This is a genomic window from Pokkaliibacter plantistimulans, assembly GCF_003194385.1.
Lineage (GTDB): Bacteria > Pseudomonadota > Gammaproteobacteria > Pseudomonadales > Balneatricaceae > Pokkaliibacter > Pokkaliibacter plantistimulans.
Map to the genome: position 1 here is coordinate 28,732 of NZ_LAPT01000002.1, position 13,352 is coordinate 42,083.

General features: G+C 58.6%; 5 protein-coding genes. 4 read left to right on the forward strand and 1 reads right to left on the reverse strand.

What is annotated here, in order from left to right; translation table 11 throughout:
- The first annotated feature begins 308 nt into the window (after window positions 1-308).
- Together WH50_RS00665 and WH50_RS00670 are read left to right on the forward strand one after the other, a co-directional pair.
- The gene (locus tag WH50_RS00665; RefSeq protein WP_110185585.1) at window positions 309-6,845 is read left to right on the forward strand and encodes a hybrid sensor histidine kinase/response regulator; all 6,537 of its coding nucleotides are present in this window, start codon (window positions 309-311) and stop codon (window positions 6,843-6,845) included.
- 21 nt (window positions 6,846-6,866) lie between these two features.
- On the forward strand, window positions 6,867-7,787 hold the full coding sequence (locus tag WH50_RS00670) for a GGDEF domain-containing response regulator (RefSeq protein ID WP_243409931.1): 921 nt from the start codon (window positions 6,867-6,869) through the stop codon (window positions 7,785-7,787).
- A gap of 45 nt (window positions 7,788-7,832) precedes the next feature.
- On the opposite strand, the gene WH50_RS00675 is transcribed toward WH50_RS00670, so the two are convergent.
- On the reverse strand, window positions 7,833-9,752 hold the full coding sequence (locus WH50_RS00675) for a GGDEF domain-containing protein (RefSeq protein ID WP_207780119.1): 1,920 nt from the start codon (window positions 9,750-9,752) through the stop codon (window positions 7,833-7,835).
- 354 nt (window positions 9,753-10,106) lie between these two features.
- On the opposite strand from WH50_RS00675, the gene WH50_RS00680 reads away from it, so the two are divergent.
- Together WH50_RS00680 and WH50_RS00685 are read left to right on the forward strand one after the other, a co-directional pair.
- Window positions 10,107-11,267, forward strand: coding sequence for a glycerate kinase (locus WH50_RS00680; RefSeq protein WP_110185586.1), 1,161 nt, complete (start codon window positions 10,107-10,109; stop codon window positions 11,265-11,267).
- Between the two features lie 57 nt (window positions 11,268-11,324).
- Window positions 11,325-13,064 carry a sugar phosphorylase gene (locus WH50_RS00685; protein ID WP_110185587.1) on the forward strand — a complete coding sequence of 580 codons (1,740 nt, stop codon included), beginning with the start codon at window positions 11,325-11,327 and terminating at the stop codon, window positions 13,062-13,064.
- Window positions 13,065-13,352 lie beyond the last annotated feature (288 nt).

The following is a 13,352-nucleotide window of genomic DNA, read 5'->3' on the forward strand; positions in this document are numbered from 1 at the left end:
CGGCAGTAGGCAGAGTAGCGTGATCAGTTGAGTAAACGCTGGAGTGAGTGGCACCGAGACAAGGTTAGTTGGTTTTTTTGACCTTACCATGTCTGCTGTGTGCGTGCAGGTATCGCTGGCGCCTGGTGTGATTGCCGCGGCGCTGGCCCTTCTGCCCTTTGGCCCTTCTGCCCTTTGTGGCAAGCGGTTCATGCGGCGGCAGCGATAACTGGCGCAGGAATTGCTCTGCAGTTTTAGCACATGCCAGCCGCTAACCCGTGTAGTTTGGACTGAACGTGAATCATCAAAATAAGTGGCGATGATAAAGAATGCTGTTGACCGTTCCCGGATATGAATTTGCGGAAAAACTCTTTGAAGGTCGGCATGCGCTGATTTACCGGGGTATTCGTTTGCGCGATGGCCAGTCGGTCATCATCAAGGCATTACGACACGAATACCCGACGCCTGATCAGCTGGCGGCCTTTCGCCGGGAATATGCTATTGCCCGCAAACTGAAAGACTGTGGTGGTGTGGTGCCGGTGCAGGCGCTGGAGAAATACGACAACACCCTGGTGATCGTCAGCGAAGACATGCATGGCGAATCACTCGCCACTATTCTGGCGCGCCGCCCGCTGGCACTGGATGCCGCACTGAAAGTGGCCATCGGGATTGTCGATGCCCTCAGTAAGGTGCATCAGCAGCAGGTGATGCATAACGACATCAACCCGCGCAACATCATCTGGAATCCTCACACCGGCGCTGTGCGCCTGACGGATTTCGGTATTGCCACCGAGCTGCCGATGGACGTGCCGGTGGTGATGCATCCGTTGCAGCTGGAAGGTTCGTTACCCTATATCGCGCCAGAGCAGACCGGTCGCATGAACCGGGCGATGGACTATCGCACCGATTACTACTCCCTTGGCGTCACCCTCTATGAAATGTTTACTGGCAGTCGGCCTTTCCTGACGGTTGATCCGCTGGAAATGGTCCACTGTCATATGGCGGTCAACCCGCAGCCATTGCATGAAGTGGACAGCAGCATTCCACCGGTACTGTCGGATATTGTCCTGAAACTGATGGCCAAGGCCGCTGAAGACCGCTACCAGAGTGCTTTCGGCGTCAAGGCTGACCTGGTGCGCTGTCTGGAGCGTCTGACTGCCCATGGTCACATCCGCTATTTCCCCATTGGCCGTCAGGACATCTCCCCGCACTTCCGTATTCCGCAGAAACTCTATGGCCGTGAGGCACAGGTTGAGCAGCTGCTGGCTTCCTTCAACCGGGTTAGCGAAGGTGCCTGTGAACTGCTGCTGGTGGGAGGCTATTCCGGCGTTGGCAAGTCAGCACTGGTCAATGAGATCCAGAAACCGGTGGTATCACGCCGTGGCTACTTCATCAGCGGCAAATTCGATCAGTACAAGCGAGACGTACCCTACGATGCGCTGCGTCAGGCAGGTGCCGAGCTGATCCAGCTGGTGATGGCGGAGAGTGAGCATCAGATTTCCCGCTGGCGCAGCCGCCTGCAGCAGGCACTGGGCACTAATGCCGGGATCATGACCAGCCTGTTGCCGGAGCTGGAGCTGATCATCGGCCCGCAACCGGAGGTGCCGGTGCTGCCTGCGGCGGAGTCGCAGAACCGCTTCAACTATGTCTTCCTGCAGTTTATCCGGGTGTTCTGTTCCTCTGAGCATCCGCTGGTGATCTTCCTCGATGATCTGCAATGGGCCGGTAACGCCTCGATGAAGATGATCGAGCTGATGATGACCGATCCGCAGGGCTGTCACCTGTTGCTGGTCGGCTCCTATCGCAGTAATGAAGTGGATGATGCCCATCCACTCAAGCTGCTGCAGGACAGCCTGACCCAGGCTCAAGCTGCCAGTCATGCGTTGCAGCTCAATCCACTCAGCCTTGGTGATGTGCAGCAGTTGCTGCATGACACCCTGCCGGGCGCCAGCACCCAGCTGTCGGCGCTGGCCCAGTTGTGCTTTGCCAAGACGCTGGGGAACCCCTTCTTTCTCAATCAGCTGTTGCACTCGCTCTATCGCGAACAGCTGATCACCTTCGATATGGAAAGCGGCACCTGGCACTGGGACCTGCAGCAAATTAGCGGCTGGAGTGTCAGTGACAACGTGGTTGAGCTGATGGTGCGCAAGATTCGCCAGCTCTCCACCGACAGCCAGCGCATGCTGCAGCTGGCGGCCTGTATCGGCAACCGTTTTGAGCTGAACACCCTGGCGCTGCTGGCAGGCGGCTTGCCGGTAGCGACCATGAAGCAGTTGTGGGAGCCGCTGGTGCAGGGGCTGATTCTGCCGCTGGACAAACACTACTTTGCGCAGGAAGAAGACGGCGAATGGGAAGAGGAGCAGGCGCGCCTGCATCATTACCTGAAGCAGCAGCAGGCCATGGATGAAGCGGATGTGGTGACGAATCTGACGACGCTGAGCCAGCTGCCCGGTCGCAGCCGTTATCGCTTCCTGCATGATCAGGTGCGGCAGGCAGCCTATTCCATGCTGGCCGAAGAAGAGCGCAAGCATGTGCATTTGCAGATCGGGCGCTATCTGCAGGCGGCAGGCCACATCGACGAAGAAACCCTGTTCGATCTGGTCAACCATCTCAATGTTGCCCGTGATCTGCTGGTACGCCGCCGTGAGCGGGTACAGCTGGCCGAACTCAATCTGCAGGCGGCACGACGGGCCAAATTGTCCAACGCCTACGAAGTCGCCACGCATTTCCTCGATATCGGTATTGAGCTGCTGCTGGCCGTGACGACGCTGGAAAGTGGCTGGCAGCTCAATTACACCCTGGCGGTGGAGCTGCATGTCGAGCATATCGAATGTGTCTATCTCAGCGGTCGGGTCGAGCAGGCGCACCTGCAGTGCCGCTCCCTGCTGGAATGGGTGACGGAGCCGATGGACCGGGCGCGGATACTCAGTCTGCAGACGGTGCTTTACGCCAACCACGGCCGCTTTGCTGAAGCGCTGGATACTGCCATCAAGGGGCTGCGCAGCCTCGATGTGGAGTGGCCGGACGAGCCGCCACTGCTCGAAGCGGCGATGACCGCAGAGAATCAGCGGATTCAGGCCTATCTGGCTGAGCACCGGGTAGAGGAGTTGCTGGAGTTGCCAGTGATGTCAGATCCGCGCCAGCAGATGATCAGTCATCTGCTGGGGTTGCTGTGGCCGCCCGCCATCAACGTCAATCTGCCGATGAGTACCCTGGCAGTGGTGCGCATGGTGACCCTGTCGATGGACTACGGCAACGCCGAGGTATCGCCGTTCGGTTACGGCAACTACGGCTCGATGCTGTCCGCCTTCTTTGGCCAGTGCCAGCTGGGACGGCAGTTTGGCCAGCTGTCGGTGGATCTGATCGACAAGACCGACAATCTGGTGTGGAAGTGCAAGGTCTACACCATGTTTGCGGTGACCAACAGCCCCTGGTCCAGCCATTTACCGGAGAATATCGGCCTGCTGCAGGATGCCCTGCGCGCCGGGCTCGACAGCGGCGATGTGATCTGGACCGGCTACAGCTCTTTCCACATCCTCAAACATATGCAGCACAGTGGTCATTCCCTGACGACCCTGGCGGAGGAGTGTGATCGCTTCCTGCCGATTCTGCAGAAGGTCAACGACCCGAATACCCTTGAGGTGTTCTGGATACTGCGGCGCAGCATCCTGCTGTTGCAGGGGCAGACCGACAGCCTCAGCAGCTGGAATGGCGGTGGCTTTGACGAAGATGCCCTGCTGGCGGAAATTCAGGCTAATCAGCATGCACTCTGCCTCAACTATTTCCATTACAACAAGATGCAGGCGGCGTACCTGTTTGGTCGTTACGATGAGGCGCTGGATTTTGCCGAGCAGGCCAAGGCGACGCTCGGGGCCACCTTCGGCTGGTTCAGCATCGCCGAGCATAATTTCTATTACTCGCTGATTCTGACAGCACGCATGGCTGTGCTTGACGATGCCCAGCAGCAGGCCTGCTGGAAGCAGCTGGAGGAAAATCAGCAGCGTATGGCCGACTGGATGGCCAGCTGCCCGGCCAACTTTGCCCACAAGTATTATCTGGTGGCGGCGGAAATGGCGCGGCTGCGCGGTGACGTGCAGCAGGCCATGGACTATTACGATCAGGCCATTGATTCGGCTTACGAGCAGGGTTTCAGTCAGGGGCTGGCAATCGCCAACGAGCTGGCCTCGCTGTTCTGGTTGCAACAGGGCAAGAACAAGCTGGCGCGGGTGTATATGCTCGATGGCCACAATGCCTATCTGCAGTGGGGCGCCACTGCCAAGGTGCAGCAGCTGGAGGCACGTTACCCGCAGTGGATGCTGAGAGGTCAGGACAGCCCCAGTACCCTGCTGCGCAGTGTCACTACCTCGACCAGCAAGAGCAGCAGCGGCAATCTTGATCTGCTGTCAGTGATGAAGGCCCTGCAGATCATCTCTACCGAAATCGTGCTGGAGCAGCTGCTGCAGAAAATGATGCAGACCATCATTACCGAGGCAGGCGCCCAGCAGGGCACGCTGGTGCTGCGCGACAATGATCAGTGGCTGATTCAGGCCCGTGGCAGCATCAACGCCAATGAGGTGGCGGTGCTGGAGGGCATACCGGTGATGCTGGGACAGACCCTGTCGCTGCTGGATGACGACAGTGAAGTGCCTTCGCTGCCACTGTCGATCATCGCCTACGTCACCCGCACCCGCGAACCGCTGATTCTCGATCAGGCTACCGAGCACAACCAGTTTGTGCACGACCCCTATATCCAGCACTACCAGCCGCGTTCAGTGATCTGCCATCCGCTGCTGCGCAAGGAGCAGCTGATCGGCATTCTCTATCTGGAGAACAACCTGATTCCGGCGGCCTTCACCCCGGAGCGTCTGCAGGTGCTGGATATTCTGGCGTCGCAGGCGGCGATCTCCATCGATCATGCGTTGCTTTACGACACGCTGGAGCAACGGGTCAACAACCGTACGCTGGAGCTGAATCAGGCCAAGCTGCGTGCCGAGGAGGCAAACCGCGCCAAGTCGCTGTTTCTCGCCACCATGAGCCACGAAATTCGTACGCCGATGAACGCGGTGATCGGCCTCAGCCGCCTGATGCAGCAGTCCCCGCTGGAAGGGGGGCAGCGCAGTATGCTGGAGCAGATTCAGGAGGCCGGAGAGGGGCTGCTGGGTGTCATCAACGACATCCTCGATTACTCCAAGAATGAAGCCAATCAGGTCACGCTGGAGCGCATTGATTTTCGGGTACGCAAGGTCATTGAGCGCACACTGGTGATCTGCTCGCTGCGGGCCAGGGAAAAGAACCTGAACCTGCGGGTGGACGTCGCCGATGACGTACCCGATGAGCTGCAGGGCGATCCGCTGCGCCTGCAGCAGATCCTGATTAATCTGGTCAGCAACGCGGTGAAGTTCACTGCAGAAGGGGAGGTCCGCCTGAGTCTGGAGCGGATGCGCTATGAGGACGGTCGCCCGGCACTGCGCTTTATTGTCAGTGATACCGGCATTGGCATCGACCCGCGTCAGCTGGGCAAGCTGTTTCAGCCCTTCTCGCAGGTTGATGATTCTATTACCCGCCAGTTCGGTGGCACCGGGCTGGGTCTGGCGATCTGCAAGCAGCTGGTGGAACTGATGGACGGCACGATTCAGGTGCAGAGTATGCAGGGGGAAGGGTCAACCTTTACCATCACCCTGCCACTGCAGCTGGCGGGCGGTGCGGTGGAGCCGGACAGTGAAGGGCTGCTCGGGCCGCTGGCCGCTCCGGATCTGCACGGCATCCGGCTGTTGCTGGTGGACGATAATGCCATCAACCGGCAGGTTGCACTGGGCTTCCTCAAGGATACGGCGGCGCTTATCGAGATTGCCGGTGACGGTCAGGAAGCGGTGGATAAGGTACTGGCTAACCCCTTCGATCTGGTGCTGATGGATGTTCAGATGCCGCGTAAGGATGGCCTTAGCGCAGCGGCGGAAATCCGCCGTTACTTTGACAAGTCTGAGTTGCCGATCATCGCCATGACCGCTCATGCCCTGCCGGAGGATCGTGAGCGCAGTCTGGCGGCAGGCATGAACGGGCATCTCAACAAGCCGCTGGAGCCTGATGAACTCTATCGTGTACTGCGCCGCAGTCTGGCAAGGCAGCGCACGGTGCAGGGCGGTGAAAGCTCTGCCGAGGTGGCACTCAGTGATCAGCAGCAGGCCTGGCTCAATGCACTCAAGCCGCTACTGGACGTCAAGGGGGCGATTCAGCGCCTGCAGGGAAAAGTAGATACCTATCTGCAACTGGTAGAGGACTTCAGTGCTACTCATCAGAGCGAAGCGCAGCAACTGGTGGAACTGGCCCATCAGCAGCAATGGCCGGTCCTTTACCGGCGGGCGCATACCCTGCGGACCTCGGCGGCCTATCTCGGTGCTGCTAATCTGGTACGCGCGGCGGATGAGCTTGAGCGCCAGCTCGGTCCGGACGGCACAAAGGCGGCACAGCTGAGCTGTGAAGTGCAGCTGCAACGCCTGTGCCGGGGGCTGGAGCAGCTGTTACCGGCCTTGGCGCGCATCTGCAAGGTCTATGGCCGACCCGTAGCGAATCACAGCAGTCGCTTTGATGTACAGGAGTTTGTCAATCTGTTACAAAAGGCCAGTCAGTATTTGGATAACTCTGATTTTGCGGTCGAGCAGCTGGCGCAGACGCTGACGCGGATGGCCAGAGGCACGGAGTATCAATCACAGATAGAGCAACTCGGTCTATGGATTGACGAGGTAGAGTTTGAGCGGGCAGCACAGAGCGTAAGCCTTCTGCTGCAACAGATAGCGGGCACCGGGCAGGTATCTGAGCTTGAGCCGTTAAACACGCCGGATGGCGGACCTTTCGTTAGTAGTCAATGAGTCAATAGATAGAGCAGCATTGTGACGATAAACCACCAGACCGTGCTCATCGTGGATGATGAGAAAAGTAACCTGAAAATCCTCAGTGACCTGCTGCGTGATGACGTCCGGGTGATTCTGGCCAAGAGCGGAGAGCAGGCTATTGCCAAGGCCGAGCAATACCGCCCGGATCTGGTCCTGCTGGACATTGTGATGCCGAAGATGAACGGCTTTGACGTGATTCAGCATCTCAAACAGCAGGCATCGACCAGTACGATTCCGGTGATCTTTGTCAGTGCGCTGGGCGATACCGACAACGAGGTACGCGGCTTTGACCTGGGGGCCTGTGACTACATCCAGAAACCCTTCCAGAGCAGCCTGGTACGGGCGCGGGTAAAACTGCACCTGCAACTGGCCAAACAGCGCCTGCTGCTGGAAAAACTGGCCAATATCGACCCGCTGACGGCGATTGCCAACCGGCGCAAGTTTTCCGACAAGCTGCAGCTCGAATGGGCTCGCTGCCAGCATGACGACCGGCCGCTGTCGCTGGTGATGATCGATATCGACTACTTCAAACAGTTTAATGACCGCTATGGCCACGCCGCCGGTGATGAGGCCCTGAGCAAGGTGGCGCAGGCGCTGGAAGGGCAGCTGGAACGCGGTACCGACTTTGTTGCCCGGTATGGTGGTGAGGAATTTGTACTGGTGCTGCCGGATACCGATCAGAACGAAGCGCAAGAGGTCGTCGAGCGTTGTCGTGCGGCCGTCGACGCGCTGAAAATCCGCCATGAAACAGCAGGCGGGGAGTTTCTTACCATCAGCCTGGGTGGGGCGACCTGCAGTGGCCGCGATGGCGAGGCGCACGAACAGCTGTTGCAGCGTGCTGATGCCATGCTCTATCAGGCCAAGCAGCAGGGACGTGACTGCGTGGTGTGGGAAGAAGAGGTGTGCCAGCAGCGTTAGCGTGCTGGCACAATTACACTTCAGCGTTTAGGGCCTGCCTGCCGCTCAGGCAATCTTCTTGCCGATAGCCACCCCATTGCGGCCATTATGCTTGGCACGATACATCGCCTGATCTGCCTCCATAATCAGCATCTCTTCCGACGCCGACCCGACCGGTCTAATGGCGGCGGCGCCGATGCTGACGGTGACATGGCCAAAGGGGGAGGCGTGATGGGGGAGCAATTCACTGGCGATGGCCTGAGCGAGGCTTTCAGCATATTTCCCCGCCTGTAACAGGTCGGTGGCAGGGGAAATCAGCACAAACTCCTCACCGCCGTAGCGTGCCAGCAGATCGCCCGCACGTCGGCAGTGAAGTGACAGCACCTGAGCCACCCGTCGCAAGCAGGCATCCCCGGCCTGATGGCCATAGTGGTCGTTATATTTCTTGAACCAGTCCACGTCGATCATTAATAGCGCCAGGTCACTGGATTCCCGCTGTGCCCGTGCACACTCTCGCTCCAACACCTCATCGAACAGGCGCCGGTTGGCCAACCCGGTCAGCTCATCGGTCGTGCTGATGGCCTGTAGCTGGCGATTGGCGGCTTCAAGCTCGGCGGTACGTTGTTGCACTTTGGTTTCCAGCTGTTGATGGGAATCACGAACCCGCTTGGCCATGTTGATGAACTCTTTGGCCAGAGCACCGATTTCGTCATCGGTCTGATTCGGAAGGCGCTCACTTTCTACTTTGTTGGCACTGGAGCCCATAGCGCGCATGGCCTGGGCCAGGTGGCGCAGCGGGACAGCCACCTGCTTGAGCAGAATGGAGCGAATAATAAAAATTTCCACCAGCAGGGTAATCAGGCCCAGTGCAATCACAATGATCAGATTCTGCAGAATGGCCGGACGGGCGAGTTGTTCAGGGTAATGTACCGACAGCACCCAGGGAGTATCGGGAATTTGCCCCAGAGCAACAATTTCCCCCGCACTCTCTACCAGCGTCACCTGCCCGGGCTGCAGCTGATGGCTGGCTGCCAGAACGGGCATCAGCGTCTGCAGGTGAAGTGAGGTGATGGAGGCCGCCCCTTCACTGTTCTGGATGGCCTCGGTATAGGTCGGGTGGAAAATCAGTGTGCCTGCCTCATCCGCCTGGAAAATAGTGCTGTAGGTACCTTTGATGGTGGGCTGGGCAGTACGCTTCATCAGCTCATCCAGTAACACATCGACGCAGGCCAGAATGTGGTGCTGACCGTTGGCATCGGGCTGATCCGGGGTGGCAATGGTGGTCATCCAGGCGTTGTTGGAAAAGTCGAAATACATGCGTGTGAAGATGCTGTCGCTGGTCGTTGCCGCGAAGCCTCGGGCATAGAATTCATAGCTTTCCAGCTTTAACGCCTCCGGCCCTGAGTAGGTAAAGACCTTGGCGATGTCGGCATCCTGATAGATGGGGAACCCCTTCTCTGGCACCACGCCGTAGAAGTTGAATAACCGACCTTTGACACTGGAGCCGTATTTGTAGGACAGCAGATAAGACAGGGTGAAGCGTGCTTTGGTATCGGCATCAGGAGGGATGTCAGGTGCATAGGTGGCTGACATATTGGCAAAGCGGCGACCATCGGCCAGGGGTTGACCCTCGAACAGGCCGGGGCGCTGGGTGTACGAGCCGTCTTCGTGGCGGTAGAACAGCTTGTCAAAGTCAGTCACCAGTTGCTGATACTGTTGAGCGTCGGCCAGGGTTTGCTGGAATTCCTGCAGAAAGTTGCGTTGCAATTGCTGAATCTCCCTGAACGGCAGGGACTCACGTTGTAACGTCTGCTGTGTCGAGAGCAATAACTGCTCACGAGCTGCCTGCTCGATGGAGTGGCGGTTGACAAAGTAGGACACGGCACCGGCACTGATGGCCACCAGCGCAATACGTAAAATGGCCGCTTTCAGGCTGCGACTGACCAGCGAGTGATTGTTGTAGAGCCCGGTCTGCAAGGAGGTCACCTGTCATGTCTGGATAGCGAAGGGTTGAAGAGCACAGCAATCTACTTCTGCCTTATAGAGTTATGTTGGGGATGAAGGGTGTTATGTTCCATGAAATGATTACTGTAAGTGGATTACGGCGGCAATGGTGCACAGGCTGTCATCACTTGACTGCTGGGTACGGATCAGAGCGATCTACAGGAGATAGTCGATCATCCTGTTCTCGCCTGCTGGCTGCACTGCCATTGTGCGAGCGGTGGTCTGATCTCCTGATCTGCCCGGTTAAAGACTGAATCCAGACGCTATAAGGCCTCTGGAAGGGATGCACGCTTCTTGCAAGCTGCTCATAAACGTCATACCCCGTCAGGACATGCCATGAAGTTACTCATCGCCCCCGCCGCCTTCAAGGGCAGCCTTACTGCTCTGCAGGCAGCGCAGGCTATAGAGGCAGGTTGGACTAAGGTCTTTGCTCGTCATCAGCTGACCCTGTTTCCCTTTGCCAATGGCGGGGAAGGCACCGCCGCACTGCTGACTCAGCAGCGGCAGGGCACCCTGCATCATTACGAGGTCCGCGATCCACTGGGACGGCCGGTACAGGCGGCGCTGGGGCTGGTGGATAACGGCCAGACGGCGGTGATTGATGTGGCTTCTGCTTCGGGGCTGCATTGCCTGCAGCGGGAGCAGCGCGATCCTATCCACGCCAGCAGTTATGGCACTGGGCAGCTGATCCGTCATGCACTGGATCTGGGTGTGAGCAAGATCATTGTTGGTCTGGGTGATTCCGCCACCAACGAAGCAGGAGCCGGATTGTTTCAGGCGCTGGGCGGTCGTCTGTTTGATGCCCATGGCAATCTGCTTGGTGACCCCTGTCAGGGCGGCAACATGCTGGAGCTGGCCCGGGTGTTTCATATCGATCTGTCAGAGTTCGACCCGCGTATCGCCAAGACCCGTTTCGAGCTGGCCTGTGATGTCAGCAACCCCATTCTGGGTGCTGATGGTGCGACCCGGGTCTACGGCCCGCAGAAAGGCGTGGCGGAGGATCAGATGCCTGCGTTTGAAGCGGCACTGACCGCGGTAGCGGCGGTGCTGCACCGTGATCTGGGGATTGATGTCACCCGCCGCGCTCACAGCGGTGCTGCTGGTGGTATCGGCGCCATGCTGATGGTGGCCTGTCGGGCCAGCGCTTTCCCCGGCGCCAGTTACGTGATGGAAGCCTGTGGTCTGGAGCAGAAGGTGGCTGAGGCCGATCTGATCCTGACCGGCGAGGGGCAGAGTGATCAGCGTTCGGCGCAGGAGAAGGTGCCGTTGCTGGTGCTGGATCTGGCGCGCAGGCAGCGCAAGCCAGCCATCATGCTGTCGGGGGCTATTCGTGATGCCAGTAATCTGATGCTGAGCTGGCCGGCCGCGTCGATGTTCGCCACCCTGACCGAAAACAAGGCCTGGGAAGACATGCTGGCCAGTGCCGGCGCTGATCTGGAGATGTGTGCCTACAATCTGGCACGTACCCTGAAGATGGCCCGCGAGCTGCCACTGTAACAGGGCAGTGAGAGAGAGTCAGAGATAACCAGAGATAGCCAGATAAGGGAGTAGGCAATGATCCCATTGCGTCAACAACTGGAATTTGTCGGGTCATTGCACGCCCTGTTGCAGCTGCTGTATCCGCATCAGCACCCGCAGGTACTGGAGCAGATGCTGGAACGGCTTGAACCCTGGCAGTCACGGCTGGCCGCTGGCGGAGGCGGTGGTCGCTTGCGGCAGCAGGCAGAGGTGACGGAACGTGATGCGATGCTGATCACCTACGGTGACACCCTGATAGATGACGGCGAACCGACATTACGCACGCTGATGGCCTTTCTCGATACCTACGTCGGCGAGCTGATTCCCAATGTGCATATCCTGCCGTGTTTCTCCTACAGCAGTGATGACGGCTTCTCGGTCATCGACTATCAGCAGATCAATCCGGTGCTTGGCCAGTGGCGCGATGTGCGTCACCTGGCCAGCGAATATGGCGTGATGCTGGATGCGGTGGTCAATCATATTTCCCGCTGGAGCCGCTGGTTTCAGGGCTACCTGCGCAGCGAGGAACCCTGGAGCCGGTATTTTATCGAGGCTGATCCGAGCCTCGACTATTCCATGGTGACCCGGCCCCGTACCCTGCCACTGCTGACCGCCGTGCAGACGGCTGCAGGGGAGAAGCACGTGTGGACCACCTTCAGTGCCGATCAGGTGGATCTCAACTTTGCTGAGCCGCGGGTATTGATGGAAGTGATGGACGTGTTGCTGGGCTACGTGGAGAACGGTGCCCGCTTTATTCGGCTGGATGCCGTCGGCTTTGTCTGGAAGGCACTGGGCACCAGCTGCATGCACCTGCCACAGACCCATGCCATCGTGAAAATGATCCGGCTGGTATTCAACACCCTGGCACCCGGGGCGATGATCATTCCCGAGACCAATGTGCCCCATCTGGAGAATATCTCCTACTTCGGTTCGGGCCGCGATGAGGCCGATCTGGTCTATCAGTTCACCTTGCCCCCGCTGGTACTGCACAGCTTTGTCACCGCCAGTAATGAGGCCCTGCACGGCTGGCTGCAGCGGCTGGAGGACTGTCCGGGTGACAGCATGTTCTTCAATTTTCTGGCCTCCCATGACGGCATCGGCATGCGTGCCACTGAAGGGATTCTCAGTGATGAGGACCGGCGACGGCTGATGCAGCAGTGTCTGGATAACGGTGGCAGAGTCGGCTACAAGTCCAACAGTGATGGCTCACAAAGTCCTTACGAGCTGAATATCAGCTATATCGATGCGCTGTCACCCCCGACCGCCAGCATGGATGAACGTATCGGTCGGATGCTGGCCGCACATTTTATCCTGCTCAGCCTGCAGGGCTTGCCTGCCATCTACATTCACAGCCTGCTGGGGTCGGGCAGTGACTTCCACGGGATGCAGGCCTCCGGCGTCAGTCGCCGGGTCAATCGCGGCAAGATCAGCTGGCGTGACGTGCAGCGGGTGCTGGAGGACAGCAGCAGTGAAAACAGTCAGCAGTTTCGCCGGCTGCTGGATCTGCTGGCGGTGCGGCGGCGGGAACCGGCCTTTCATCCTCGTTCGCCGCAGCGGGTACTCAATGTCGATAGTCGCCTGTTTGCCTTGCAGCGCACCTGCCATCTCAGCGGTCAGCGTTTGTGGTGTCTGGCCAACCTCAGTGCTGACACCCTGATGCTGCCGCTGCCAGCCGAGGCACAGGATCTGTTGCAGGGGAAAGCGGTGACAGAGGTCAGTCTCGGCGCCTTTGCCTATACCTGGCTGAAGCTGCCTGCCGAAGCCCAAAGCGCATAGCATCTGCCTGAATAGCGCATTTGTTGCAGTGTATGTGGGTGTTTTTCAAATTGGCGGAATGTCGCCATCCTGCTGGAAATGGGGTGGCGGCATTCCGCCAATTTTGTTTCCTGTCTTCGTCTGCTTTTGGCGGTTATATCTCTTGAGCCCACGTCCCACAAGGCTTTCTTTGCTTTGGCATAACGGTTGCTTGTAGGCAGGTGTAAGAGGAGAAAAGGCCTGTCGCCCGTTTGGGCTGACGGCAGGCACACCGGGTGTGCCATTTGCCTTTGATGGAAGTGCGCCTAG

What these genes read in the sequence shown, in the direction of transcription:
- WH50_RS00665 (WP_110185585.1), top strand. Translation starts at nt 309, where the DNA reads ATGCTGTTGACCGTTCCCGGATATGAATTTGCGGAAAAACTCTTTGAA.
- WH50_RS00680 (WP_110185586.1), top strand. Translation starts at nt 10,107, where the DNA reads ATGAAGTTACTCATCGCCCCCGCCGCCTTCAAGGGCAGCCTTACTGCT.
- WH50_RS00685 (WP_110185587.1), top strand. Translation starts at nt 11,325, where the DNA reads ATGATCCCATTGCGTCAACAACTGGAATTTGTCGGGTCATTGCACGCC.